Source organism: Micromonospora peucetia (genome assembly GCF_900091625.1).
GTDB lineage: Bacteria > Actinomycetota > Actinomycetes > Mycobacteriales > Micromonosporaceae > Micromonospora > Micromonospora peucetia.
On sequence record NZ_FMIC01000002.1, the window covers coordinates 6780887 to 6807138 of the forward strand.

Annotated in this window: 23 protein-coding genes and 1 rRNA gene; 8 read left to right on the plus strand and 16 right to left on the minus strand. The window is 72.2% G+C overall.

The annotated features are described in order from the left end of the window. Window positions 1-323 precede the first annotated feature (323 nt). Together GA0070608_RS29590 and tyrS are read right to left on the minus strand one after the other, a co-directional pair. Window positions 324-1839, minus strand: a 16S ribosomal RNA gene (locus tag GA0070608_RS29590). A gap of 644 nt (window positions 1840-2483) precedes the next feature. Next, window positions 2484-3770: a tyrosine--tRNA ligase gene (tyrS, locus tag GA0070608_RS29595; protein ID WP_091636488.1), complete on the minus strand. Its 1287-nt coding sequence runs from the start codon at window positions 3768-3770 to the stop codon at window positions 2484-2486. A gap of 106 nt (window positions 3771-3876) precedes the next feature. Here tyrS and GA0070608_RS29600 point away from each other — a divergent pair, with 106 nt between their 5' ends. After that, entirely contained in the window at window positions 3877-4260 is a 384-nt protein-coding gene (locus GA0070608_RS29600) for a PaaI family thioesterase (RefSeq protein WP_411970797.1), read from the plus strand. 61 nt (window positions 4261-4321) lie between these two features. Here GA0070608_RS29600 and GA0070608_RS29605 read toward each other — a convergent pair whose 3' ends face one another. The 3 genes from GA0070608_RS29605 to GA0070608_RS29615 all read right to left on the minus strand — a co-directional run bounded on the left by GA0070608_RS29605 (window position 4322) and on the right by GA0070608_RS29615 (window position 6981). Then, window positions 4322-5638 (minus strand): hemolysin family protein, encoded by a 1317-nt coding sequence (locus GA0070608_RS29605; protein ID WP_091632754.1) that lies wholly within the window; start codon window positions 5636-5638, stop codon window positions 4322-4324. Window positions 5639-5769: 131 nt separating this feature from the next. After that, complete coding sequence (locus tag GA0070608_RS29610) at window positions 5770-6414, minus strand: hypothetical protein (protein ID WP_091636493.1); 645 nt, start codon at window positions 6412-6414, stop codon at window positions 5770-5772. Window positions 6415-6498: 84 nt separating this feature from the next. Beyond that, entirely contained in the window at window positions 6499-6981 is a 483-nt protein-coding gene (locus tag GA0070608_RS29615; RefSeq protein ID WP_091632757.1) for a GNAT family N-acetyltransferase, read from the minus strand. Window positions 6982-7126: 145 nt separating this feature from the next. Here GA0070608_RS29615 and GA0070608_RS29620 point away from each other — a divergent pair, with 145 nt between their 5' ends. After that, window positions 7127-8137: a zinc-dependent alcohol dehydrogenase gene (locus GA0070608_RS29620; protein WP_091632761.1), complete on the plus strand. Its 1011-nt coding sequence runs from the start codon at window positions 7127-7129 to the stop codon at window positions 8135-8137. Between the two features lie 143 nt (window positions 8138-8280). Here GA0070608_RS29620 and GA0070608_RS29625 read toward each other — a convergent pair whose 3' ends face one another. Further along, window positions 8281-8730 (minus strand): cyclic nucleotide-binding domain-containing protein, encoded by a 450-nt coding sequence (locus GA0070608_RS29625; protein WP_091632764.1) that lies wholly within the window; start codon window positions 8728-8730, stop codon window positions 8281-8283. Window positions 8731-8939: 209 nt separating this feature from the next. Here GA0070608_RS29625 and GA0070608_RS29630 point away from each other — a divergent pair, with 209 nt between their 5' ends. The 3 genes from GA0070608_RS29630 to GA0070608_RS29640 all read left to right on the plus strand — a co-directional run bounded on the left by GA0070608_RS29630 (window position 8940) and on the right by GA0070608_RS29640 (window position 13666). After that, entirely contained in the window at window positions 8940-11714 is a 2775-nt protein-coding gene (locus tag GA0070608_RS29630; RefSeq protein ID WP_411970753.1) for a cation-translocating P-type ATPase, read from the plus strand. 49 nt (window positions 11715-11763) lie between these two features. Beyond that, on the plus strand, window positions 11764-12660 hold the full coding sequence (locus GA0070608_RS29635) for a universal stress protein (RefSeq protein WP_091632768.1): 897 nt from the start codon (window positions 11764-11766) through the stop codon (window positions 12658-12660). 124 nt (window positions 12661-12784) lie between these two features. Beyond that, on the plus strand, window positions 12785-13666 hold the full coding sequence (locus GA0070608_RS29640) for a universal stress protein (RefSeq protein ID WP_091636496.1): 882 nt from the start codon (window positions 12785-12787) through the stop codon (window positions 13664-13666). A 48-nt stretch (window positions 13667-13714) separates the two neighbouring features. On the opposite strand, the gene GA0070608_RS29645 is transcribed toward GA0070608_RS29640, so the two are convergent. Beyond that, complete coding sequence (locus GA0070608_RS29645; RefSeq protein ID WP_091632772.1) at window positions 13715-14338, minus strand: FMN reductase; 624 nt, start codon at window positions 14336-14338, stop codon at window positions 13715-13717. Then, a complete protein-coding gene (locus tag GA0070608_RS29650; RefSeq protein WP_091632775.1) occupies window positions 14338-15474 on the minus strand; it encodes an LLM class flavin-dependent oxidoreductase in 1137 nt (378 codons plus the stop codon). Before GA0070608_RS29650 ends, GA0070608_RS29645 begins: the two co-directional genes overlap by 1 nt. A 196-nt stretch (window positions 15475-15670) precedes the next feature. Here GA0070608_RS29650 and GA0070608_RS29655 point away from each other — a divergent pair, with 196 nt between their 5' ends. Beyond that, window positions 15671-16252 carry a GNAT family N-acetyltransferase gene (locus GA0070608_RS29655; protein WP_091636501.1) on the plus strand — a complete coding sequence of 194 codons (582 nt, stop codon included), beginning with the start codon at window positions 15671-15673 and terminating at the stop codon, window positions 16250-16252. Here GA0070608_RS29655 and GA0070608_RS29660 read toward each other — a convergent pair. Next, a complete protein-coding gene (locus GA0070608_RS29660) occupies window positions 16212-16817 on the minus strand; it encodes a DNA-3-methyladenine glycosylase (RefSeq protein ID WP_091632779.1) in 606 nt (201 codons plus the stop codon). The two genes, GA0070608_RS29655 and GA0070608_RS29660, sit on opposite strands and share 41 nt — an antisense overlap. 801 nt (window positions 16818-17618) lie before the next feature. Between GA0070608_RS29660 and GA0070608_RS29665 the strand changes: the two genes are divergently transcribed. Together GA0070608_RS29665 and GA0070608_RS29670 are read left to right on the plus strand one after the other, a co-directional pair. Beyond that, window positions 17619-18035, plus strand: coding sequence for a DNA-binding protein (locus GA0070608_RS29665; protein WP_091632784.1), 417 nt, complete (start codon window positions 17619-17621; stop codon window positions 18033-18035). A gap of 50 nt (window positions 18036-18085) precedes the next feature. Beyond that, a complete protein-coding gene (locus GA0070608_RS29670) occupies window positions 18086-18442 on the plus strand; it encodes an MmcQ/YjbR family DNA-binding protein (RefSeq protein ID WP_091632789.1) in 357 nt (118 codons plus the stop codon). Window positions 18443-18484: 42 nt separating this feature from the next. On the opposite strand, the gene argH is transcribed toward GA0070608_RS29670, so the two are convergent. Genes argH through argJ form a run of 7 tightly spaced genes read right to left on the minus strand, consistent with a single transcriptional unit; the run spans window position 18485 to window position 26233 of the window. After that, window positions 18485-19948 (minus strand): argininosuccinate lyase, encoded by a 1464-nt coding sequence (gene argH, locus GA0070608_RS29675; protein ID WP_091632792.1) that lies wholly within the window; start codon window positions 19946-19948, stop codon window positions 18485-18487. A gap of 14 nt (window positions 19949-19962) precedes the next feature. Beyond that, the gene (locus GA0070608_RS29680) at window positions 19963-21168 is read right to left on the minus strand and encodes an argininosuccinate synthase (RefSeq protein ID WP_091632795.1); all 1206 of its coding nucleotides are present in this window, start codon (window positions 21166-21168) and stop codon (window positions 19963-19965) included. Beyond that, the gene (locus GA0070608_RS29685) at window positions 21165-21680 is read right to left on the minus strand and encodes an arginine repressor (protein WP_091632798.1); all 516 of its coding nucleotides are present in this window, start codon (window positions 21678-21680) and stop codon (window positions 21165-21167) included. Before GA0070608_RS29685 ends, GA0070608_RS29680 begins: the two co-directional genes overlap by 4 nt. Continuing rightward, complete coding sequence (gene argF, locus GA0070608_RS29690; RefSeq protein WP_091632801.1) at window positions 21677-22654, minus strand: ornithine carbamoyltransferase; 978 nt, start codon at window positions 22652-22654, stop codon at window positions 21677-21679. Before argF ends, GA0070608_RS29685 begins: the two co-directional genes overlap by 4 nt. Continuing rightward, complete coding sequence (locus GA0070608_RS29695) at window positions 22651-24000, minus strand: acetylornithine transaminase (RefSeq protein ID WP_245716021.1); 1350 nt, start codon at window positions 23998-24000, stop codon at window positions 22651-22653. Before GA0070608_RS29695 ends, argF begins: the two co-directional genes overlap by 4 nt. Beyond that, on the minus strand, window positions 23997-25064 hold the full coding sequence (gene argB / locus GA0070608_RS29700) for an acetylglutamate kinase (RefSeq protein WP_091632805.1): 1068 nt from the start codon (window positions 25062-25064) through the stop codon (window positions 23997-23999). Before argB ends, GA0070608_RS29695 begins: the two co-directional genes overlap by 4 nt. Beyond that, window positions 25061-26233 (minus strand): bifunctional glutamate N-acetyltransferase/amino-acid acetyltransferase ArgJ, encoded by a 1173-nt coding sequence (argJ, locus tag GA0070608_RS29705; RefSeq protein ID WP_091632809.1) that lies wholly within the window; start codon window positions 26231-26233, stop codon window positions 25061-25063. The genes argB and argJ overlap by 4 nt, the downstream gene beginning before the upstream one ends. Window positions 26234-26252: the final 19 nt, after the last annotated feature.

A 26252-nucleotide genomic window follows, 5' to 3' on the forward strand; every position in this document is an offset into this window, starting at 1 on the left:
ACCAGATCCACCCCACACCAGCACCACCACAGTGATCGGTATGCGAGGCCAGGTCATGCCTGGCAGCCCGACGAGCTCACGCTCGCCAACGGCTCCGAAAGAAACAACCACCGGTTGTTCTTTCAGGACCCAACAGGGTGCTCTACATCCTCCCTCAGCCGCACCAGAACAATCCGTTCCCACCACCCCAAAAGGCAGCTGTACTAGGTTGCCCCGGCCGTTGCCGAAGAAAAACTCGCCAGTGTCTCCGCCATCGAGCACCCCACCACCACATGCGGGCAGTGCGGGCTCCTTACCGACTTTCGTCGGAAGGTGCTCCTTAGAAAGGAGGTGATCCAGCCGCACCTTCCGGTACGGCTACCTTGTTACGACTTCGTCCCAATCGCCAGCCCCACCTTCGACGGCTCCCTCCCTTACGGGTTGGGCCACCGGCTTCGGGTGTTGCCGACTTTCGTGACGTGACGGGCGGTGTGTACAAGGCCCGGGAACGTATTCACCGCAGCGTTGCTGATCTGCGATTACTAGCGACTCCGACTTCACGGGGTCGAGTTGCAGACCCCGATCCGAACTGAGACCGGCTTTTTGGGATTCGCTCCACCTCACGGTATCGCAGCCCATTGTACCGGCCATTGTAGCATGCGTGAAGCCCTGGACATAAGGGGCATGATGACTTGACGTCATCCCCACCTTCCTCCGAGTTGACCCCGGCAGTCTTCGATGAGTCCCCGCCATAACGCGCTGGCAACATCGAACGAGGGTTGCGCTCGTTGCGGGACTTAACCCAACATCTCACGACACGAGCTGACGACAGCCATGCACCACCTGTGACCGCCCCCGAAGGACCTCACATCTCTGCGAGTTTTGCGGCCATGTCAAACCCAGGTAAGGTTCTTCGCGTTGCATCGAATTAATCCGCATGCTCCGCCGCTTGTGCGGGCCCCCGTCAATTCCTTTGAGTTTTAGCCTTGCGGCCGTACTCCCCAGGCGGGGCGCTTAATGCGTTAGCTGCGGCACAGGGAACCGGAGAGGCCCCCCACACCTAGCGCCCAACGTTTACAGCGTGGACTACCAGGGTATCTAATCCTGTTCGCTCCCCACGCTTTCGCTCCTCAGCGTCAGTTTCGGCCCAGAGACCCGCCTTCGCCACCGGTGTTCCTCCTGATATCTGCGCATTTCACCGCTACACCAGGAATTCCAGTCTCCCCTACCGAACTCTAGCCTGCCCGTATCGACTGCAGGCCCGCAGTTGAGCTGCGGGTTTTCACAGTCGACGCGACAAGCCGCCTACGAGCTCTTTACGCCCAATAAATCCGGACAACGCTCGCACCCTACGTCTTACCGCGGCTGCTGGCACGTAGTTGGCCGGTGCTTCTTCTGCAGGTACCGTCACTTACGCTTCGTCCCTGCTGAAAGAGGTTTACAACCCGAAGGCCGTCATCCCTCACGCGGCGTCGCTGCATCAGGCTTCCGCCCATTGTGCAATATTCCCCACTGCTGCCTCCCGTAGGAGTCTGGGCCGTGTCTCAGTCCCAGTGTGGCCGGTCGCCCTCTCAGGCCGGCTACCCGTCGTCGCCTTGGTAGGCCATCACCCCACCAACAAGCTGATAGGCCGCGAGCCCATCCCAGGCCGAAAAACTTTCCACCAAACACCATGCGGTATAAGGTCATATTCGGTATTAGCCCCCGTTTCCGAGGGTTATCCCAAAGCCTAGGGCAGGTTGCTCACGTGTTACTCACCCGTTCGCCGCTCGAGTACCCCGAAGGGCCTTTCCGCTCGACTTGCATGTGTTAAGCACGCCGCCAGCGTTCGTCCTGAGCCAGGATCAAACTCTCCAACAAAAACTTGTTGAAAAACTGTCCCGGCAACAAACAAATGTTGCCAAAGGAATCCAAGACCAGCCAAACCGAAGCCTGACCAATCCCGGGGTATAAATCATTTTGGCACTGGCTTATCAAGCACCCTGTTGAGTTCTCAAAGAACAACCACACACCGCCCAGAAACCCCACACCGTGGAGCACCCGACCCGGGGCATTTCGTTCGCATCCCCGCCGCTCTCGCGCCGGGCACTTTTACTACGCTACCCGGTGATTTCCGCCGAGTCAAACCGCTCTGTAGCGATCCGCACCACTTCAACCCTATTTCCGGGCGCCACCTGACAACGGCTCTCGCCGTTCCCGACAGTGGCTTCCGGCAGGCCGGCCGCTCTGCGATTTCCCGCGAGCTCGCCCGGTTCCCTACCGGCGATGAACCATACCCGGTCGGCTCCGCCTCGCCAAATCCGCCTCGCGGCAGACTCGGGGCACCGCCCGGCCCGGGTACCGGAAAGTGCAACTCTCCGGCCCCGAAGCTCAATCCTGCGCCCGGCCGCCGGTGCTTTCGCCCCGATTCGTCCGTTCCGCGCTGGCAGAGAGAAAGTTACGCCCCCGGCGGATTGATCGTCAAATCCGCCGGGGGCGTCCCGCGTCACATCCGCGACGTACGACTATCCGCGCAGCTCGACCCCGGCGAACGACCGCTTGCCGCGACGCAGCACCAGGTACCGGCCGTGCAGCAGCTCGTCGAGGCCCACCGTGGCGTCAGTCTCGGTGACCCGGGTGTTGTTCACGTAGGCGCCGCCCTCGGCGATCACCCGGCGCGCCTCCTTGAGGCTCGGCACCAACCCGGAGTCGCGTAGCAGCCCGGCGACGTCGGGCAGCTCGTCGACGTGGACGAGGCCGGCCTCAGCCAGCGCGGCCCGCAGCGTCGCCGGCGCGAGGTCGTCCAGCGAGCCACGGCCGAAGAGCGCCTGGCTCGCGGCGACCACCTGCGCCATCTCCCGCTCGCCGTGCACCAGGGTGGTCAGCTCCTCGGCGAGCGCCCGCTGTGCCGCCCGGGCCGCCGGCCGCTCGGCGGTCTCCTTCTCCAGCGCCTCCAGTTCCTCGCGGGAACGGAAGCTGAAGTAACGCAGGTAGCGACCCACGTCCCGGTCGTCCACGTTGACCCAGAACTGGTAGAACGCGTACGGGCTGGTCATCTCGGGGTCGAGCCAGATGGCGCCGCCCTCGGTCTTGCCGAACTTCGTCCCGTCGGACTTCGTCACCAACGGCGTGGTGAACGCCTGCACCGGGCCGGCGCCGCGCCGGCGGATGTAGTCGACGCCGGCGGTGATGTTGCCCCACTGGTCCGAGCCGCCGAACTGGAGCTGGCATCCGTGCCGGCGGTGCAGCTCGAAGAAGTCGTTCGCCTGGAGCAGCTGGTAGCTGAACTCGGTGAAGCTGATGCCGCTCTCCAGCCGCGCCCTGACCACCTCCCGCGCCAGCATCTTGTTGACCGGGAAGTGCTTGCCGACGTCACGGAGGAACTCGACCACCGACATCTCGCCGGTCCAGTCCAGGTTGTTGACCAGTCGCGCCGCGTTCTCGCCCTCGTACGAGACGAAGGGGGCGAGCTGGTCGCGGATCCGGGCCACCCAGCCGGCGACCACCTCGGGCGGGTTGAGGGACCGCTCGGCGCTCTCCTTCGGGTCGCCGATCTGCCCGGTGGCGCCGCCGACGAGCAGCAGCGGCCGGTGCCCGGCGAGCTGGAGCCGACGGGCCGTGGCGACCTGCATGAGGTGGCCGACGTGCAGGCTCGGCGCGGTCGGGTCGAAGCCCACGTAGTAGGCGGCGGAACCGCCGTCGAGCAGCGTACGCAGCTCGTCGAGGCCGGTGGAGTCCTGGATCAGGCCCCGCCACCGCAGGTCGTCGGTCAGGGAGTCCCGCCCGGGAGGCGGGGGGCTGCTGTCGGTCACGGTCACCGATTCTCCCCCATGACCGGGGACGGACCGTACCGGGTTTGCCGGGTGGGCCGCGGCGTAGGCTGGCCGCGCCCTGATCGAGGAGGAGAACGCCGTGGAGATGCCGGATCTGACGGGCGGCTTCGTCGCCCTGCTCGGCCTCAAGCTGGACGAGGTCGACGGGAACCGTGTGGTGATCCGCTGGCAGGTCCGCCCTGAGCTGCACCAACCGTTCGGGATCCAGCACGGCGGCGTGTACTGCTCGGTGGTCGAGACGGCCGCCAGCATCGGCGGTTCGCTGTGGCTGGGCGATCGGGGGCGCGTCGTGGGCGTGTCGAACCAGACCGACTTCCTCCGGGCGGTCCACGACGGCGAGCTGAGCGCCGTGGGCACCCCCGTGCACCGGGGACGCAGCCAGCAGCTCTGGCAGGTGGAGATCACCGACGCCGACGACCGGCTCGTGGCCCGCGGCCAGGTCCGGCTGCAGAACCTCTACCCGGCCTGACCGCGCCGCGGCGACGCGGCCCGCGGCGGGGGCACGACGGACAGCCGCTCGTCCGCGTGGCTCAGCCCCGGGCCTCGTCCAGCACGGCCTCGGCGTCGGGGGTCGACTCGGCCCGTCGGCGCAGCCGCACTCCGGTGATCGCGCGGTGGTCGATGCGGGTCACTTCCAGCTCCCAGCCGTCCACCGTGACGCTCTCCCCCGCGACGGTGGGGATGTGGCCGAGGCAGGTGAGCACCAGACCCGCGATGGTGGTGTAGTCGCCGCCCGGACGGCCCGGCAGCTCGACCCCGAGATCGACCAGGTCGTGCACGGGGAACGTGCCGGGAAGCGACATCGCGCCGTCCGGCTCGGTGCGCACGGAGCGCACGTCCCGGTCGGTCTCGTCGTAGATCTCCCCGACGATCTCCTCCAGGATGTCCTCCAGGGTGACGATCCCGTCGACGGCGCCACGCTCGTCGACCACCAGGGCGATGTGCTGGCGTTCGGCCTTGAACTGCCGCAGCGCGTCCACCACGGGCAGGGAGTCCGGCAGCAGCATCGGTGGTCGGGCGCACTCGTCGACCGGCCGGTCGTCGGGCACCCCGACCAGGTCACGCAGGTGGATCACCCCGACCGCGTCGTCGAGCCCGCCGTGCCGGACCACCGGCGCCCGGGAGTGGCCGGTGGCGGCCAGCAGCAGCCGCGCGGCCTCCGCCGTGGTGCCGCTGTCGAGCGTGAAGACCTGCAACCGGGGTACGAGCACCGCCCGCAGCTGCCGGTCGGCGATCTCCACGGCACCGGCGATGATGGTCCGCTGCTCCTTGGTGAAGCCGTGGTTGCCGGCGACGATGTCACGCAGCTCGTCCGGGCCGATCTCGTCGGGCTCGTGCTTGGGGTTCAGCCCGACCAGACGTACCACCAGGTCGCTGGTGGCGCCGAGGGCCCAGACGGCCGGGCGGGTCGCGGAGGCCAGCAGATCGAGCGGGCGGGCCACCAGCAGCGCCCACCGCTCCGCGGCCTGCATGGCGATCCGTTTCGGGGCCAGCTCCCCGAAGACCAGGGTGACGAAGGTCAACGCGAGGGTGACCAGCACGATCGCGAGGGTCTCGGCGGCGCCGCCGAACGCGCTGAGCAGCGGTACGAGAGGCTTGGCCAGCGACACGGCCGCCGCCGCCGACGCCAGGAAGCCGGCGAGGGTGATCCCGATCTGGATGGTGGCCAGGAAACGGTTCGGATCCTTGGCGAGACGGGCCAGCACCCGGCCGGCGCGGCTGACGCGTTCCAGCCGTTGGATCTGGCTGTCCCGCAGTGAGACCAGCGCCATCTCGCTGCCGGCGAAGACCGCGTTGAGGATGACCAGGACACCGACCAGGGCCAGTTGGGTCCAGATGCTCTGCACGCCTGGCTCTCCTCACGCGGGACCGGTGCCCGCCGGCACGACGGGCACCGCCGGCCGAAGGTCACGGCCGGCGTAGGCCAGTCTGTGCCCGCCGGGCCGGCCGGTGAATCCTCATCCGGTGCCCGAAGTGATCAGGTCCGCGCGGCGGCCGGCCCGGCGGGCAGGTCGAGGGCGTACGAGCGGCCCTCGGGGCGGAAGCCCAGCCGGTGGTAGTACGGGGCGACCATGCCGGGTGGGGTGACGACCCGGCGGAAGCCCCGGTCGGTGAAGAGGCTGCTGCGCCGGTAGACGAACTCGCCCGGGGTGAAGTCCCGGAACCGCCGGGTGACGTAGTCGAGGTCGACCTGTGCCACGCCGTCCGCCGCGGCGTGCGACAACACCACGCCGACCACCTCGTCGGCGCGGACGACCAGGAACGCCGTACGTTCGGCGACGGTGCCGGGGGGCCAGCGGAAGCCGGGGTTGAACCGGGCGATGTCGGCGGCGTGCACCCGCAGCGTGTGGGCCAGGAACTGGTCGTCGACCCCGACCTCGACCACCTGGTAGGTGGCCTCGTCGTGGCGGGTGGCGAGCATGGTCCGCAGGTACCAGACGTTGATCACGGCGAGCACGACGTTCAGCCCGACCATCGGCCAGACCTGCACGGCGGCGTTGTAACCGATCAGGATCAGACAGCCGACCAGGTTCAGGGCACGCAGCCGGAGGATGCGCGTCTGCAGCAGCGACCAGACCAGCAGCGCCGAGCCGGTCCAGCCGATCAGTTCCAGCCAGTTCACCCCGCGAGAGTAGTGGTCGCGCGGATGCGGTGGCCGGGTGGGCGCCGCGGTCGGGCCCGGCATGCCCGGTCACCTGCGGATGGGTCAGTCGCCGGCGAACTCCAGCACCCACTCCTGCACCTCGGCGCCCCGGCCGTTGGCGTACCCCTTGTCCTCGCCGGTGACGACGAAGCCGCACTTGCGCAGCACCGCGAGCGAGGCCCGGTTGTCCTTGGCGGCGCGGGCGCGCACGGGTCGCTGGGGCAGCTCGCGCAGCAGCGTGGCGAGCGCCGCCGTGGCGTGCCCCCGGCCCCAGCGGCGCGGGTCGATCCAGTAGCTGACCTCCGTCTGCTCGTCGGCGGGAAAGGCGACCACGTGGCCGACGACCTCGTCGTCGACGACCACCGTGCGGGCGACGATCCGCTCGTCGGCGCGCACGCGGCGCCAGTGGTCGTCGAACCGCCCCCGGTCGGCCGGGTCCGCCGGCCCGAAGGCGGCCATCCAGTTGGCCTCCGCGTCCTGCTCATGGGCGAAGAAGAAGGGCAGGTCGTCGTCGCGTACGGGGCGCAGGCGCAGCTCGGCGGTCACGGGCCCGAGGATAGGGCCGGCCACCGACAACCACGCTCGCCAGAGGGCCGGAGGTCCTGTTCACGGTGGTCCTCCGGCTCTGCCCGGCGCCGGTCCCGCCCGGCAGAGTGGTGGTCGAAAGCGAGAAGCGAGCTGGGAGGCCCCGATGCGCGCCACGGTTGTCACCGCGTTCGACCGTCCGCTGGAGATCCTCGACGTGCCCGTGCCGCAGCCCGGTCCCGGCCAGTTGCTGGTCCGGATCGAGGCCAGCGGACTGTGCCACACCGACATCCACGCCGCCCGCGGCGACTGGCCGGTCAAACCGAACCCGCCCTTCGTCCCGGGCCACGAGGGGGTCGGCATCGTCGAGCGGGTGGGCGCCGGGGTCACCGAGCACGCCGTCGGCGACCGGGTCGCGCTGCCGTGGCTCGGCTGGGCCTGCGGCACCTGCGACTACTGCGTCACCGGTTGGGAGACGCTGTGCGAGTCGCAGCGCAACACGGGCTACGCCATCGACGGCGCGCACGCCGAGTACGCGGTCGGGTCGGCCCGCTACGCCGTACGGGTGCCCGAGGGCGTCGACCCGGTGGAGGCGGCTCCGTTGACCTGCGCGGGTGTCACCACGTACAAGGCGGTCAAGGTCGCCGGGGTACGGCCGGGCGACCGGGTGGCGATCTTCGGCATCGGCGGCCTCGGTCACCTCGCCCAGCAGTACGCCCAGCTGCACGGCGGTGAGACGGTGGCCGTCGACGTCACCGACGAGAAGCTGGCACTGGCCGCCTCCCTCGGCGCCGCGCACACGGTCGACGCGGCCCGGGTCGACCCGGTCGAGGCGATCACCGCGCTCGGCGGGGTGGACGTGGCCGTCGTGCTGGCCGCGAGCCCGACCGTGATCGCGCAGGCCCACGGTTGCCTGCGCCGCGGCGGCCGGCTGGTGCTGGTCTCGCTGCCGAAGGAGAACGCGATGACCCTGCCGGTCTTCGAGACCGTACTCAAGGGGATCACTGTGATCGGCTCGATCGTCGGCACCCGGGCGGACCTGGCGGAGGTGTTCCGGCTGCACGCGGCCGGCCGTACCCGGGTGATCCACGAGGTGCGCAAGCTCGATGAGATCAACGATGCCATCGAGGACGTGCTCGCCGGCCGGGTCGCCGCCCGCCTGGTGCTCCAGCCCTGACCCCGCGGCCCGGCCGCCGTTGCCGCGGCGGCCGGGTCGACGGTTCCGACCGGCGCGGACCCCGGCGGCGGGCCGGCCCGGGTGGTCTCTGCCGACGACGGCGCGGGCCGGGCTGGTCCGCCGGCGGGCGGGGCGCCCACCGGTTAGCCGTAGAGGTCGAGCAGCCGGCCCCGGGCCGCGTGCAACCGGTCCACCACGACGCTCATGAAGCGGGTGGTGAGCTGCCGGCCGAGCGCGTCGTCGGACTCCATCAGCCGGCGCACCCCCTCCGCGGTGAACTCCACCGCCGTGCTGCGTTGCGCGGCCACCGCCCCGAACTGCCAGCGGTACGGCGGGAACAGCCACGACCAGCCCAGCACCCCGCCCGGGCCGATCGTCTCGATCTCCACGTCGCCCCGGCCGGGCACCTCGAAGTCGAGCGTCACCCGACCGGTGCGGACCAGCCAGAAGCGCTCGGCCGGCCGGTCGGCCCGGAACAGCCGGTGCCCGGGGTGCCAGACCACCGGCCGGGCGTGGCCGGCCAGCCGGGGCAGCCACGGCTCCGGCAGCCCGGCCAGGAACGGATGTGCGCGTAGCACGTCCACGGTGGTCATGCGGTGCCCCTTTCGTCGGGCGGGGCCGGCGGTGGCCGGGTGCCCGCGACGGGTCGTCCCGTCCCATCCCACCGCACGACGGAGTCGGGCGGCAGGGCCGTTGGTCCCGGGCCGCGCGGGCGGAACTCCCCTGGCGGGTTCGCACCCGGCGCGGCGAGGGTGAAACCGGGACGGTGCGCCGCGACGGCGCCACGGCATGGCGGAGGGTGATGTGGGACAGTCCGGAGAACGGCGGCCACGGGGACGTACCGGTGCCTGCTGACATCTCGACCAGGCCGGTGACCGGGCTCAGCTCGGCACAGGCCGCCACCCGGCTGCGCGCGGACGGGCCGAACGCGGCCGTCGCGCCGGCCCGCCGGCACCTGGGCGGCCGGGTCCTGCACCAACTCACCGACCCGCTGGTGGCGTTGCTGCTGGCCGCCGCCGTGGTCACCACCGTGCTGCGCGACTACCCGGACACCGCGGTGATCGTGCTGGTGGTGCTGGTGAACACCGCCATCGGGGTGGTGCAGGAGGTCCGCGCCGACCGGGCGATCGCCGCGTTGGACCAGCTCGCCGCGCCCACTGCCCGGGTCGTCCGGGACGGCCGGGACGTCGTCCTGCCCGCCGCCGAGATCGTCCGTGGTGACCTGGTCCGGGTCGAGGCCGGCGACGTGGTCCCCGCCGATCTGCTGCTCGCCGAGGCGGCCCGGCTGAGTGTCGACGAGTCGGCGCTGACCGGCGAGTCGGTGCCGGTGACCCGGGCCGTCGGCGAGGAGGCCAGCGCGGGGACGGTGGTCACCACCGGACGGGCCACCGGCACGGTGGTACGCACCGGCGCCGCGAGCGCACTCGGCCGGATCACCGCCCTGGTGGCGTCCACCCGGCCCGCCGCCACCCCGTTGCAGCGTCGACTCACGGGGCTCGGCCGGGTGCTCGGTCTCGCGGCGGTGCTGCTCTCCGGTCTGGTCTTCGTCATCGGCGTCGTCGGCGGGCGGCCGGTGGTCGACATGGCGGTCACCGCGGTGAGCCTGGTGGTGGCGGCCGTGCCCGAGTCACTGCCAGCGGTCGTCACCCTCGCCCTCGCCCTCGGCGCCCGCCGGATGGCCGGGGCACGGGCCATCCCCCGCCGGCTGCACGCGGTCGAGACGCTCGGCTCCGTCACCGTCATCGCCTCGGACAAGACCGGCACGCTCACCGAGGGCCGGATGGCGGTGCAGCACGCCGTCACCGGCGACGGCTCCCGCTACGGCGTCACCGGCAGCGGCTACGCGCCGCACGGTGCCGTACACCGGCGGGGTACGCCGGTGGCCGTACCGGACGACCTGCGCCGGCTGGCGCGGGCCGGACTGCTCTGCAACGACGCGACCCTGGCGCCGCCCACCGACGAGCGGCCGGGCTGGGCCGCCGTCGGCGATCCGCTGGAGGCGGCGCTGGTCGCCTTCGCCGCCCGGTGCGGGCTTGACCCGGAACGCACCCGGGCGGCGTGGCCGCGGGTGGCCGAGCACCCCTTCGACCAGGAACTGCGCCGGATGACCACCGTGCACCGCTGCTGCGACCGGCGGTACCTGGTGGTGTGCAAGGGCGCGCCGGAGAACGTGCTGGCCGCCCCACTGGTCGACGCCTCCGCCGAGGAGATCGCCGAGCTGACCTCCGCCGCGCACCGGCTGGCCGCCGAAGGGCTGCGGGTGCTGGCGATCGCGTCCGCCGTGGTGGACGCCCCGCCGGCCGACCCCGCCCGGCCGGCCGGGCTGCGACCTGTGGGGCTGGTCGCCGTCGGCGACCCGCTGCGCCCGGGCGCGGCCGACATCGCGGGCAGCTTCGACGACGCCGGGGTCCGGCTGGTGCTGATCACCGGCGACCATCCCGCGACCGCCGCGGCGATCGGTGGCCAGTTGGGGCTCTGGCGCGAGGGCGACCCGGTGGTACGCGGGGACGACGGCGACCCGGCGCGGGCGGACCCGCAGGCGCGGGTGTTCGCACGGACCCAGCCGGAGCAGAAGCTCGACATCATCGCCGGCCTGCAGTCGCGGGGGCACGTGGTGGCGATGACCGGCGACGGGGTGAACGACGCTCCGGCGCTGCGCCGGGCCGACATCGGGGTGGCGATGGGCGGCGGCACGGAGGTCGCCCGGCAGGCCGCCGACCTGGTGCTCGTCGACGACGACCTGTCGACGGTGGCCGCCGCGATCGGCGAGGGCCGCCGCATCTACGACAACATCCGGCGGTTCCTGCGCTACGCGCTCTCCGGCGGCGTCGCCGAGATCGCGGTGATGCTGCTCGGCCCGTTGTTCGGGCTGGCCGTGCCGCTGCTGCCGGCGCAGATCCTCTGGGTCAACCTGCTCACCCACGGCGTGCCGGGGGTGGCGCTGGGCGCGGAGCCGGCGGAGCCGGGCACGCTGCGCCGGGCGCCCCGCTCACCGTCCGAGTCGGTGCTCGGGGCCGGTCTGGGTCGGGACGTGCTGGTCACCGGCGGCCTGATCGCCGCCGTGGTGCTCGGCGCCGGCGTGCTCGCCGCGCACTGGGACCGGCCCTGGCAGTCGGTGGTCTTCGTGGTGCTCGGCCTGGCGCAGCTCGGGGTGGCGCTCGCGGTCCGCGCGCCACGACCGCACGGTACCCGGCGCGGCAACCACGCACTGCCGGTAGCGGTGGCAGTCTCCGCGCTGCTCCAGGTCGCCGGGGTGCTGCTGCCCCCGCTGCGGGAGTTGCTCGGCACCCAGCCGCTCGACGCGGTGGAACTGCTGGCCTGCGCCGCCGTCAGCGTGTTGCCCGGGTTGGTGCTGCGGCTGGCCCGCCGCCCGGCCGGCCGGGCCACCCAGGCGGACGAGGCCGCACCGGACAGGGCCCCGCAGGACGGGCCCGCCGCCACGGACGGGGCCACGCCCGACGCTCTGGCCGGGGCCCGCCCACCCGCTCAGCGCGCGCCGTCATCGGTCGGCCCGGCCGATGGCCAGGGGCCCGTGATCCGGGACCAAGGTCCCGGTGCGCGGGACGACCTCCTCTGACCGGTAGCGTGCGGATGGAGCAGGATGAAGGTGGACGAAGGAGGAGTCAATGACCATCAACACCGGTGCCCCCGTCATGGTGGGTGTGGACGGTTCGGCCGCCGCACTGGACGCGGTCCGGGTGGCGGCGCGGGAGGCTGCGGAGCGGCAGCGTCCGCTGCGGGTCGTACACGCCTTCATCTGGCCGCTGACGCGCGCCCCGCTCGGCGCCGCGGCGGGCGCCCCGGCCGGCGCCGGCCTGCGCAACCAGGCCGAGCGGTACGTGGCCGAGGCGATCACCGCGGCCACCAAGGTCGCCCCGGACGTGCCGGTGACCGGTGTGGTGATCGACGGCGCGGCGACCCCCGTCCTGCTCGGGGAGTCCCAGGACGCCGCCCTGCTGGTGCTCGGCAACCGCGGCCTGGGCGGCTTCGCGGGGCTGCTGCTCGGCTCGGTCACCGTGCAGGTCTCCGCCCACGCGCAGGTCCCCGTCCTCGTGGTGCGCGGCGAGCAGCGCACCGAGGGCCCGGTCGTGGTGGGCGTCGACGGCTCCGAGTGCTCCCTCGAGGCCGTCGCGTTCGCCTTCGACGAGGCGAGCCGCCGGGGTGCCCCGCTGGTCGCGGTGCAGGCCTGGCTCTATCCCACGCCGGTCGGCCCGGGTGACATCCTGCCCCTGGTGTACGACCTGGACGCCCTCGCCGCCGACGAGGAGCGGGTGCTCGTCGAGTCCCTCGCCGGCTTCGCCGAGCGCTACCCCGACGTGCCGGTGCAGCACCGGCTGGTCCGTGGTTCCCCGGGCGGGGTACTGGTCGAGGAGTCGAAGAGGGCCCAGTTGGTGGTCGTCGGGGCGCGCGGCCGGGGCGCGCTGGGCGGGCTGCTGCTCGGCTCGGTCAGCCACGCGGTGCTGCACCACGCGCACTGTCCGCTGGTGATCGTGCGGACCCCGAAGGGTGCCGCGAGGTCCTGACCCGGTCACCACCGCGACGCCGTCGTGCCGGCCACTCCCCCCGGCCGGCACGACGGCGTCCGGGTAAATGCCGGTGAGTCGGCGGTGGCACGTCGACAATGACCTGATCGACCTGGGAGGACTCATGAACCGACCCGTGGTGGTGGGTGTGGACGGATCGGCGGCGAGCCTGGTGGCGGCGGAGCACGCCGCACGGGCCGCCGTGCTGCGGTCGCGTCCGCTGCACCTGGTGCACGGCTACCTGCATCCGCTCGGTTACGGCGTGCCCATCAACCCGTACGACGTGGGGTTGCCGGCGCCGACCGAGGAGGCGCAGAAGATGTTGGAGACGACGGCCGCTGACCTCGTCGGGCGCTGTCCGGGGCTGACCGTCGAGGTGCGCCAGGTGGCCGGCGGGCCGGGTGCGACGCTGGTCGCGGAGTCCCGGCAGGCCGAGTTGGTGGTGGTGGGCAGCCGGGGGCTGGGCGGCTTCGCCGGGTTGCTGCTCGGCTCGGTCGGCACGCAGGTGGCCGCCCACGCGCACTGCCCGGTGCTGGTGGTGCGCCCCGCCGAGGAGCCGATCCCGGTCGCCGGGCCGGTGCTGGTCGGCGTGGACGGGTCGGAGTCCGCCGAGCTGGCGGTCGGGTACGCCGCCGACGAGGCGGCCCGCCGTGGCGACGGGCTGGTGCTGGTGCACGTCCAGCCGCCGGACGGGGACCGCCGGGTGCCGGACGAGGTGACGGAGACTCAGGCCGCCGCGCACGCGGAGTCCGCCGAGCTGCTGGCCACCGCCGCGGCGGCGGTCCGTGGCAGCCACCCGGGGCTGGTCGTCGAGGGGCGGTTGCTGCGGGCACCGAAGGCCGAGCAGGCGCTTGTCGAGGCCAGCGGGGACGCGGCGCTGGTGGTGGTCGGTTCCCGGGGCCGGGGCGGGTTCACCGGGCTGCTGCTCGGCTCGGTCAGCCAGGCCCTGGTGCAGCACGCGCGCTGCCCGGTGCTGGTCGCCCACCCGTACGGTCACGCCCGCTGACGTGCCCCGACCCGCCGGCCCCGAGCGGGGTCGGCGGGTCGGCGGCGGTCAGTGGCCCCGGCCGCCGAGGAGTTCCTCGAAGCTGGTGGTGAGGGCGAACGGGTCGGCGGGGCCGACGGACGGCGGACGGCGGTGGATCTGCTCGGCCAGCTCACCCCCGGCGCGGACGATCCGCGCCCGCAGCGCGCCGTCGGCGGCGCCGGCGGACCAGTCCTCCGGCGCGGCGAAGACCGCGGTGGGCACCACGACCGCGCGCAGGTAGGCGAACATCGGGCGGACGGCGTGCTCCAACGCCAGCGAGTGCCGGGCCGTTCCGCCGGTGGCGCCGGCCAGCACCGGCCGGTCCGCCAGCGCGCCGGATTCGACCAGGTCGAAGAACGACTTGAACAGCCCGTTGTACGAGGCGTGGAAGATCGGCGTGACGGTGATCAGCCCGTCCGCTCCGGTGACCGTGTCGAGCACCTCCCGCAGTGCGGGCGACGGGAAACCGGTCAGCAGGTGGTTGACGATGTCGTGGGCGTGCTCGCGCAGCTCGACGGGGCGTACGTCGACGTCGTCGCCGCGCCGGGCCAGCTCGTCGCGGGTGGCCGTGGCGAGCTGGTCGGCGAGCAGCCGGGTCGACGAGGGCTGCCCCAGCCCGGCCGACACCACGGCGAGGGTGCGGCGGGTCATCAGCCCTCCTCCGTCCCGGCACGGTCCGCCGCGTCCCGGGCGACGGCGTCCCGGTTCGCGGTGTCGCGGGCGGCGGCGTGCAGGGACTCGTGGGTGGGGGCGGTCGGCACGTGCGCCGGACGCAGCGACTCGAACTCCTTGCGCAGCACCGGGACGACCTCCTCGCCGAGCAGGTCGAGCTGCTCCAGCACGGTCTTCAGCGGCAGGCCGGCGTGGTCCATGAGGAACAGTTGGCGCTGGTAGTCGCCGACGTAGTCGCGGAAGCCCAGCGTGCGGTCGATGACCTGCTGCGGGCTGCCCACGGTCAGCGGGGTCTGCGCGGTGAACTCCTCCAGCGACGGGCCGTGGCCGTAGACCGGCGCGTTGTCGAAGTAGGGCCGGAACTCCCGGACCGCGTCCTGCGAGTTGCGCCGCATGAACACCTGCCCGCCGAGGCCCACGATGGCCTGGTCGGCGGAGCCGTGACCGTAGTGGGCGTACCGCTGCCGGTAGAGCGCGACCATCCGCTGGGTGTGCTCGCTGGGCCAGAAGATGTGGTTGGCGAAGAAGCCGTCGCCGTAGTAGGCGGCCTGCTCGGCGATCTCAGGGCTGCGGATCGAGCCGTGCCAGACGAACGGCGGCACGCCGTCGAGCGGACGCGGCGTCGACGTGAACGACTGCAGCGGGGTGCGGAAGCGGCCCTTCCAGTCGACGACGTCCTCACGCCAGAGCCGGCGCAGCAGGTCGTAGTTCTCGATGGCGAGGGGGATACCGTTGCGGATGTCCTGGCCGAACCACGGGTAGACCGGCCCGGTGTTGCCGCGTCCCATCATCAGGTCCACCCGGCCGTCGGCGAGGTGCTGGAGCATCGCGTAGTCCTCGGCGATCTTCACCGGGTCGTTGGTGGTGATCAGCGTGGTGGAGGTGGAGAGCAGCAGGCGCTCGGTGCGGGCGGCGATCCAGCCCAGCATGGTGGTCGGCGACGACGGCACGAACGGCGGGTTGTGGTGCTCGCCGGTGGCGAAGACGTCCAGGCCGACCTCCTCGGCCTTGAGCGCGATGGTGACCATCGCCTTGATCCGCTCATGCTCGGTCGGCTCGCGACCGGTGGTCGGGTCGACCGTGACGTCGCCGACGGTGAAGACTCCGAACTGCATGACCAGCTCCTCGCGTTGTCCCGGCCGGGGCCGCTGCGGCTCCCGGACGCACGGCACAACATATTTGACGAGTCAACTATTCCATGGCCGGTGGCGCCACCAGTGGCCGCCGTCACCCCCACCACCGACCCGCAGGACGACGGAGCTGACCTGCGATCGGTTGACGCCAGCGGAGTTCCGGCAAATGATCGAGTTCATGAAGATGATCATGAGGGATCGTTGCCCGGCGGACCTCGACCGCTGTGTCGAGGCGCTCGCCGTCGTACACCACACCGACGGTTACCCGCTGAACTGGCCGGTCGACCCGCACGGCTGGCTGAGTCCCGCCGGGCTGCTGCACGCCTGGATCGCCGAGGACCCCGGGGGAACCCTCGCCGGCCACCTGGCTGTCGACCGGGTCACGGGCCCCTGCCCGATGGAGGCGGTCACCGTCTCGACCTCCGCGGATCCGCCGACGAGCCGACCGGCCGCCGAGGTCAGCCGGCTCTTCGTCGTGCCCGCGTACCGCCGGCAGGCCGTCGGTCGGCGCCTGTTGAAACAGGCGCAACAGTGGGCCGGGTCCCGGGGGCTGGCCCTGATCCTGGAGGTCGTCGACGACGGAAGATCCGGCGCGGTCGCCACGTACGAGGCCACCGGCTGGCAGCTCAACCACCTCAGCCAGGCGGACTGGACCGGTCCCGGCGGCGAGCCCGTCCGGCTGCGTCACTACCGGTATCCGTCCCAGGACGACAGCGGCGTCACGACCGCCGACGGGGAACGTGCCGGCGGTATGCGCTGACGGTCGGGTCGCCTGCGATCCAGAACCGCCACGGCACGTCGTGCGCAGCGGCCACCCCGACCCTCGGGCCAGCGGAGATGACTGCCGGCGAGACCGGGCGCGTGGGTGGCGTCAGCAGGAGTGGCCCCTTGCCGTCGATGACCGAAGTGCCGTTGGCTTCGGCGGTGACCCCCAGCGCGACCACCAACCGAGCTGGCCCCCGCGCAAGGTCGCGGTCAGCTATCTCCCCACGACGCTTGCGGGCTACGTCCAGTCCGTCAACGACCTCGCCCGCGCGCAGCAGGACTGCCGCTGCCTCCCCCGCACGGCCCAGAACGATGTTCAAGCACCAGTGAACACCGAACACGAAGTAGGTGTAAGCGTGCCCGGACGGCCCGAACATGACCTTGGTCCTGGGCGTGGGCCCCCGGTGGGCATGTGAGGCGGGGTCTTCCCCGGTGCCGGCGTACGCCTCGACCTCTGTCAGCCTGATCCGGACGCCCTCCGCCGAGATCTCCCAGCCGAGCAGCGTCTGCGCCGTCTTGGGTACCTCTGCCGCTGGAGCACGAAGCCAGGAGTAGTCCACCAGTCCAGGAAACGCCGGAAGCTGGCGATCGACAACCGGACAGCGATGATGCCGCCGGACGGACTAGTCCCCGCCACCACCTGCATCGCCGCCAGCGCCTCCGTCTGGCGGAGGGTGAAGCGGGTAATCGCCGGCCTCGTCGCCGGGCCGGGAGACTCGCGGCTTCAACAGATGGATCACCATGAGCACCAGGAGGATTAGCGAGACCGCGACAACGAAAACAAGCCCCACCATCTCAATCACCGACGCCACGAAACGAATCTACGATCGCCCGGGGGTGGAGTCCAGGCGACGACCATTACGCCCCACCCACCCGACAGACGAGCGGTTCGCATCCAGCTCGCAAGAGGTTGACGGACGGCGGGGAGCGGTGTGAGTTGTCGAGAGGTATTTCCGCTGCCGCCGCTGCCGCCGGCACCCGGCGTGCGGGACGGCCACGATCCGGAGCGGCTGACCGCACGGGAGATCTTGGTACGCAACGGCCCCTCCAGGGGCCACCCCCTACCAAGATCTCCCGTCATCCCACAAAACGGAACGGCCTTCCCGAAATGCGGACGCTGAGCCTCCCCATTGCTCGAGCCTCGTCCACCGGGCGACGATTCCAGCCCTCGGGCCAGTGACCCTGCCGGATCTTGCCCAGCGCGCTGTGCAGCGGCCGGTCAACTCGCTCGCGCAGATCCTCAGACAGGTGGAGTAGACGCATCCGCCCACACCGTCGACCAGCGGTCGGCGGCTACCGACACACCCCTGTCGCTTCAACAAAGCATTGACAACGGCTCGTTGATGCGCTGGGATGGGGGCATGACCGAAGCCTTCACCGCACCCGACGCCAGTCGTTCCCGGGCCCACCGCACCTACGCGGCGCTACACCGGATCGCCGAGCGGCACGCCGACACCGAGACCCGGCGCCGCCGACACACCAACCCCTACCTGCCGGACTCCTTTGAGGCGATCGCGCTGGTCACCGCGCTCGCCGCCGGTGGAGCCGAGCTCGAGCCCGGCGAGGAACCCGCCGACGAGGCGGACCTCATCGCTGCGCTCACCCTCGTCCCACATCTGCGCGCCGAGGTCGACACGATGGAGGCGGGGCTGCTCACGCTGGCCCGGGGGCGTGGCCTGACCTGGCAGCAGATCGCGTACGGGCTCGGGCTCGGCAGCGCGCAGGCCGCCAAACAGCGCTTCGAACGGCTCTCGGCCCGCACCGCCGCCACCGACTGACGCCGCCGATGGGCCAGACTGTGCGCGGGAGCGGTGCCGAGGAGGACGCGATGACCCGCGAGGAGATGCTGTCGTACTGCCTGGAAAAGCCGGGGGCCTGGCTGGACCAGCCGTGGGAGGGCGACGAGGTGGTCAAGGTCGGCAGCCGGATCTTCGCCTTCCTCGGCTCCTCCGACGGCGACGACCCGAGCGTCGGCGTCAAGTGCGGCCCGAGCCGGGAGGTGGCCGACGAGTGGCTGCACCGGCATCCGGACGACGCGCGGCCGTCGCCGTACATCGGGCGATCCGGCTGGAACCGGCTGCGCCTGGCCGGCGGGATCGACGAGGAGGAGCTGATCGAGGCCGTCGACGGGTCGTACGACGCGGTGGTGGCGAAGTTGCCGAAGCGGGAGCGCCCGGCGGGCTGAGTCCCGCGCGGCGCCGGCGGCGCCGCGCGGGACTCGGCAGGCTCAGCGAGGCACGACCACCTCGGCGGCCCACTCCCGCCAGCCGACGAGCTGGTCGGCGGCGGTGGCGAGCTGGTCGGCCACCGGGCCCGGGCCGGTCGAGCCGGGCGTCGTCCTGGCGGCGAGCGCCGACCGGACCGAGAGCACATCCCGCACCGACGGGTCGAGGTGCTCGCTGACGGCCGACAGGTCGGCGTCGGAGACCTCGTCCAGCGCACAGTCCCGGGCCACGCAGAGCGCCACCAGCCGGCCGGTGATCTCGTGTGCGTCACGGAACGGCACGTTCCGACGGACCAGCCAGTCCGCGACCTCGGTGGCGAGGGAATAGCCGACCGGCGCGGCGGCGACCAGGCGGTCGGCCCGTACGGTCATCGTGGAGATCATCCCCGCCAGGGCCGGCAGCAGCAGCTCCAGGGTGTCGACCGCGTCGAAGGCCGGCTCCTTGTCCTCCTGCATGTCCCGGTCGTAGGACATCGGCAGGCCCTTGAGCATGGTGAGCACGCTCACCAGCCCGCCGACGAGCCGGCCGGACTTGCCCCGGGCCAGCTCGGCGATGTCCGCGTTCTTCTTCTGCGGCATGATCGACGAACCGGTCGCGAAGGAGTCGTCCAGCTCCACCCAGCCGAACTCGTGCGACGTCCAGAGCACCACCTCCTCGCCGAGGCGGGACAGGTGCACCCCGATCATCGCCGTCACGAACAGGAACTCGGCGACGAAGTCCCGGTCGGCGACGGCGTCCATCGAGTTGGCGAAGGACGTACGGAAGCCCAGTTCCTTGGCGACGGCCACCGGGTCCAGCGGCAGGCCGGAACCGGCGAGCGCGCCCGCACCGAGCGGACTGACCGCCGTCCGGTGATCCCAGTCGCGCAGCCGCTCCAGGTCCCGCAGCATCGGCTGCACGTGGGCCAGCAGCCAGTGCCCGAAGGTGACCGGCTGGGCGTGCTGGAGGTGCGTCATGCCGGGCGCGGCGGTCTCCACGTGCCGCTCGGCCTGCTCGACCAGTGCCTCGGCCAGCTCGACCAGCCGACCGGCCACGCCCCGGGCGTGGTCACGCAGGTAGAGCCGCAGGTCGGTGGCGACCTGGTCGTTACGCGACCGGCCGGCACGCAGCTTCCCGCCCAGGCTGCCGAGGCGCTCCAGCAGACCGCGCTCCAGGGCGGTGTGCACGTCCTCGTCGTCGATGGTCGGGCGGAACTGCCCGGAGGCACAGGCCGCCTCCAGGTCGTCCAGGGCGGCGAGGATCCGGCCCAGCTCCTCAGGGTCGAGCAGGCCGGCTCCGGCGAGCACCCGGGCGTGCGCCCGGGAACCCGCGATGTCGTACGGGGCCAGCCGCCAGTCGAACTGCACGCTCACCGACAGTCGGGCCAGCGCCTCGGCGGGGCCGCCGGCGAACCGGCCGCCCCACAGGCTGGTGCGGTTGGTGGCGGCGCTGTTCTCGGTCAGGCTCTTGTCGTCCACGCCGTCCATTGTCGTTGCCATGCTCAGAAGCCTCCCAGCCGGGCGTCCCGCGCGGCGGCCATCTTGCTCGGCAGGCCCCAGAGCTGCACGAAGCCCTTCGCCTGGGACTGGTCGAAGGTGTCCCCCGTGTCGTAGGTGGCCAGGCCGAAGTCGTAGAGACTCGCCTCGGAGCGCCGCCCGGTGACGGTGGCCCGGCCGCCGTGCAGGGCCAGCCGCACCTCGCCGGTGACGTGCCGCTGCGCGTCGTCGATGAACGCGTCCAGCGAGTACTTCAGCGGGGAGAACCAGAGGCCGTCGTAGACCAGCTCGCCCCAGCGCTGGTCGACGCCGCGCTTGAACCGGGCCAGGTCCCGCTCCACGGTCACCGCCTCCAGCTCCTGGTGGGCGGTGATCAGCGCGATCGCGCCCGGCGCCTCGTACACCTCGCGGCTCTTGATGCCGACGAGGCGGTCCTCGACCATGTCGAGCCGGCCGACGCCCTGGGCGCCCGCACGCCGGTTGAGCTCCAGGATCGCCTGGTACGGGGTGACGGTCTCGCCGTCGATCGCCACCGGCACGCCGGCGTCGAAGGTGATCACGACCTCGTCGGCGTCGCGCTCCTGCGCCGGATCGGAGGTGTACGAGTACAGGTCCTCGACGGGGCCGTTCCAGATGTCCTCCAGGAAGCCCGTCTCGACTGCACGGCCCCACAGGTTCTGGTCGATGGAGTACGGCGACTTCGCCGACACGTCGATCGGCAGCCCCTTCTCCTCGGCGAAGGCGATCGCCTTGTCCCGGGTCCAGGCGAAGTCCCGAGCCGGCGCGACGATCCTCAGGTCGGGCGCGAGCGCGGCCAGGCCAACCTCGAAACGGACCTGGTCGTTGCCCTTGCCGGTGCAGCCGTGCGACACGATGGTGCCGCCGTGCTTGCGGGCCGCGGCCACCAGGTGCTTGACGATCAGCGGCCGGGACAGCGCGGACACCAACGGATAGCGGTCCATGTAGAGCGCGTTCGCGCGGATGGCCGGCAGGCAGTACTCGGCGGCGAACTCGTCGCGCGCGTCGACCACCTCCGACTCCACCGCGCCGCAGTCCAGGGCGCGCTGCCGGATGGCGTCGAGGTCCTCGCCGCCCTGCCCGACGTCGACCGCCACCGCGATCACCTCGGCGCCGGTCTGATCGGCCAGGTACGGAATGGCCACGGAGGTGTCGAGCCCTCCGGAGTACGCAAGAACGACCCGCTCGGTCATGGTGAGGTGTTCCCTTCGACGTTCTCTTCCCGGCGGGCCCAGCCGGCGAGCTTGTCGCCGAGCGCGGCCCCGCCGACAGCCTCACGGGCCACGACGAGGATGGTGTCGTCGCCGGCGATGGTGCCGACGACCTCGGGCAGGCCCGCTCGGTCCAACGCGCTGGCCAGGTACTGGGCAGCGCCCGGCGGGGTGCGCAACACGGCGATGTTGCCGCTGGCGTCGACCCCGTTGAGCAGCTCGTGCAGCAGCCGGACCAGCCGGGCCGGTGCCGCCTCGGCGTCGCGCAACGGCCGGTGACCGTCCTCGGGGATCACGTAGACGGCCCGCCCGTCGCCGCCGCGCGCGGTGACCGCGCCCAACTCCTTGAGATCCCGGGACAGGGTGGCCTGGGTGACCTGGACGCCGTCGCCGGAGAGCAGGTCGGCCAGCTCGGTCTGCGAGTGGATCGCCTTTTCCCGGATCAGCTCGACGATGCGGCCGTGCCGGGCGGCGCGGGTCAGCGGGGCGGTCATGGTGTCTCCCTGGTCGCGGCGACGGCTGGCGCCGCCGCGTCCGGGGCGGCGGAGGCGGCCCCGAGGAGGAACGTCAGCAGCGCCTTCTGGGCGTGCAGCCGATTCTCCGCCTGGTCGAACACGACGCTCTGCGGGCCGTCGAGCACCTCGTCGGTGATCTCCTCGCCCCGGTGCGCGGGCAGGCAGTGCAGCACGACGGCATCGGGTGCGGCGTGCCCGAGCAGCGCGGCGTTGACCTGGTAGGGCAGGAACGGGGTGATCCGGTCCAGCCCGTCGTCCTCCTGCCCCATCGAGGTCCAGGTGTCCGTGGCGACCACGTCGGCGCCAGCCACCGCCGCGACCGGGTCGGTCAGCGCCCGCACCGAACCCCCGGTGCTGGCGGCGATCTTCTCGGCGCGGGCGACCACCTCCGGGTCGGGGCCGAAGCCGGCCGGCCCGGCGACCCGGACGTGCATCCCGGCGGTGGCGCCGGCCAGCAGGTAAGAATGGGCCAGGTTGTTCGCGGCGTCGCCGACGTAGGCCAGCGTCCGGCCGATGGTGCCGCCGCAGTGCTCACGCACGGTGAGCAGGTCGGCCAGGAGTTGGCAGGGGTGGAAGCCGTCGGTGAGCGCGTTGACCACCGGCACGGTGGCGCCGTCGGCGACCTCGGCGATCCGGTCGTCGCCGTGGGTACGCAGCACGATCGCCGCGACGTAGCGGGACAGCACCCGGCCGGCGTCGGCCAGGGTCTCACCCCGCCCGAAGTGGGTGACCTGGGTGTCCACCACGAGGGGATGCCCGCCCAACTCGGCGATGCCGACGTCGAACGAGAACCGGGTACGCAGGCTCTGCTTGTCGAACAGCACCGCCACCGACCGTGGCCCGGCCAGCGGCCGGTGGCCGAAGCGGTCGGCCTTCATCCGGGCCGCGAGGTCGAGCACGTTCGCCTGCTCGGCGGGGGTCAGGTCGTCGTCCCGCAGGAAGTGCCGGATCATGCGTTCGTCTCCGTCGTACTCAGCGTCGGCGTCGCGGCCCCGATGGGCGGCGTCGAGATCTTGGTGACTTCTGGCCCCTCCAGGGGCCGTTTCTCACCAAGATCCGGAGCAGCGCCGGGGGTGCGGACAACGCCGGCCGGGATCACACCGGTAGCGGTCGGGGCAGCGCCCGCAGCAGCCGGGGACGCCGCGGCGAGGGCGGCCGGGAGAGCGGCCAGAAAGGCGTCGACCTGGGCGGCCGTGAGGATCAGCGGCGGGGCGAGCCGCACCACGCCGGGCTGCACCGGGTTGACCAGGAAACCGGTCTCCCGCAGTGCCTCGGCGAGCACCTTCGCGACGGGCGCGGCGAGCACCACGCCGAGCAGCAGGCCCGCGCCACGTACGCCGTCGACCAACGGGTGGCCGAGCGCCTCGATCCCCCGACGCAGCCGCTCGCCGACCCGCTTGACGTGGTCGAGCAGCCCCTCGCTGGCGATGGTCGACACCACCGCGAGGGCGGCGGCACAGCTCACCGGGTTACCGCCGAAGGTGGTGCCGTGCGAGCCGGGGGCGAGCAGTTCGGCGGCCCGGCCGAAGGCCAGGCAGGCGCCGATGGGCAGGCCGCCGCCGAGCCCCTTGGCCAGGGTCACCACGTCGGGCTCGACCCCCTCGGCCTGGTGCGCGAACCAGTGCCCGGTACGGCCGACACCGGTCTGCACCTCGTCGAGCACCAGCAGCGCGCCGTGCCGGGCGGTGATCCGACGAGCCGCGGCCAGGTAGCCGGCCGGTGGGACGACCACGCCGTTCTCCCCCTGGATCGGCTCCAGGATCACCATGGCGGTGGCGTCGGTGACCGCCGCCTCCAGGGCCGCCACGTCGCCGTAGTCGACGTGGCTCACCTCACCGGGCAGCGGACGGAACGGATCGGCCTTGGCCGGCTGGCCGGTGAGGGCGAGCGCGCCCATGGTCCGCCCGTGGAAGCCGCCCCGGGTGGCGACCACGTGCGAGCGGCCGGTGAGCCGGGAAAGCTTGAACGCCGCCTCGTTGGCCTCCGCGCCGGAGTTGGCGAAGAAGACCCGCCCGGGCCGCCCGGCCAGAGCCAGCAGCAGCTCGGCCAGGGCCACCGGCGGTTCGGCGACGTAGAGGTTGGAGACGTGCCCGAGGGTGGCGACCTGCTTCGACACGGCCGCCACCACGGCCGGGTGGGCGTGACCGAGGGCGTTGACCGCGATGCCGCCGACCAGGTCGACGTACTCCCGGCCGGCGTCGTCGACCACGACGGCGCCGGCGCCGGAGACGAGGGCGAGCGGCGGCGTGCCGTAGTTGTCCATCATGGACTGCGCCCAACGCTCGACGAGCGTACTCATCCGGCGACCGTGCCTTCCTGGTTGACGACTGCGGGGCTCGTGGAGACGGCCCTCGCGCTCACGGAGTCCTCTTTGTTCGCGACTGCGGGGCTTGGTCGCTCCGCTCCCGCACTCCTCGCGCTCACGGAGCCCTCCCTGTTCGCGACTGCGGGGCTTGGTCGCTCCGCTCCCGCACTCCTCGCGCTCACGACCATGGTTCCGAATCCTTCCGAGGTGAAGACCTCCAGCAGCGTGGAGTGGGCGACCCGACCGTCGACGACGTGCGCGGCGGGTACCCCGTCCCGCACCGCCCGCAGGCACGCCTCCATCTTGGGCACCATGCCGCTTTCCAACGACGGCAGCAGCGCCGCCAGCTCGTCGACGGTGATCTCGCTGACCAGGCTGGAGGTGTCGGGCCAGTCGGCGTAGAGGCCCGGCACGTCGGTGAGGACGACCAGCTTGCGGGCGTCGAGGGCGACGGCGAGCGCGGCGGCGGCGGTGTCGGCGTTCAGGTTGTGCAGCACCCCGTCGGCGTCGGGCGCCACGGTGGAGATCACCGGGATGCGGCCGGCCGCGATCAGGTCGCTGACCGCCGAGACGTCGACCGACTCGACGTCGCCCACCTGCCCGACGTCGACCGGTTGCCCGTCCACGTACGCGGGCCGCCGCACGGCGGTGAACAGCCCGGCGTCCTCGCCGGAGAGACCCACCGCGAACGGGCCGTGGGCGTTGATCAGGCCGACCAGTCCCCGGCCCACCTGGCCGACCAGGACCATCCGGACCACGTCCATCGCCTCCGGGGTGGTGACCCGCAGGCCGCCCCGGAACTCGCTGGCGATGCCCAGCCGGGCGAGCATGGCGGAGATCTGCGGGCCGCCGCCGTGCACCACGACCGGCCGGAGGCCGGCGTAGCGCAGGAAGACCATGTCGGCGGCGAAGGCCCGCTGGAGCTCGGGATCGATCATGGCGTTGCCGCCGTACTTGACCACGACGGTCGAGCCGGAGAAGCGGGCCAGCCAGGGCAGCGCCTCGATCAGCGTGGCCGCCTTGACCTGGGCACGGGTGACGTCGGTGGAGAGGCTCATGTCGAGTAGGCCGAGTTCTCGTGCACGTACGCGTGGGACAGGTCGTTGGTCCAGATCGTGGCCTCGGCGGCACCGGCGTGCAGGTCGATCCGGAGGGTGACGTCCCGCCCGGTCAGGTCGACCTTCGACCGGTCCTCGGCCGCGGCGCCGGAGCGGCACACCCAGATTCCGTTGACCGCGACGTCGATGCCGTCGGGCTCGAACGCGGCGGCGGTGGTGCCGACGGCCGCGAGGATCCGGCCCCAGTTCGGGTCGTTGCCGAACAGTGCGGTCTTGACCAGGTTGTTGCGGGCCACAGACCGCCCCACCTCGACCGCGTCCTCCTCGCTCGCCGCGCCGACGACGTCGATGGCGATCTGCTTGGTGGCGCCCTCGGCGTCGGCGATGAGCTGCTGGGCCAGGTCGTGGGCGGCGGCGGTGACCGCGGCCGTCAACTCGGCCCCGGTCGGCGCGATGCCGCTCGCGCCGCTGGACAGCAGCAGCACCGTGTCGTTGGTCGACATGCAGCCGTCGGAGTCGATCCGGTCGAAGGTGACCCGGCACGCCTCGCGCAGGGCGGCGTCGAGGGCCTCCGGCCCGGCCACCGCGTCGGTGGTCAGCACGCAGAGCATGGTGGCCATCGCCGGGGCGAGCATGCCGGCGCCCTTGGCCATGCCGCCGACGGTCCAGCCGCTGCCCCGGGCCACCGTGGTCTTGGGCCGGGTGTCCGTGGTCATGATGGCCTCGGCGGCCGTCGGGCCGCCGTCGCGCGACAGCCGGCGGATCGCCGAGCGTACGCCGGGGAGCAGCTTCTGCATCGGCAGCCGCTCGCCGATCAGGCCGGTCGAGCAGACCGCCACGTCGGCGGCGCCGAGCATCAGCCGCGGACTGGCCGAGGTGAGCGCGGCGGCGGTGTGCTCGGCGGTGGCGTGGGTGTCCTGGAACCCGGCCGGCCCCGTGCAGGCGTTGGCGCCGCCGGAGTTGAGCACCACGGCGCGGGCGACGCCGCCGCGCACCACCTGCTGGGTCCAGAGCACCGGCGCGGCCTTCACCCTGTTGGCGGTGAACACGCCCGCGACGCCGGCATCCGGGCCGTCGTTGACGACCAGCGCGATGTCGCTCGCGCCGCTGGCCTTGAGCCCGGCGGCCACCCCGGCCGCCCGGAACCCCCGCGGAGTCGTGACACTCACAGCAATGCTCCTTCGTTCG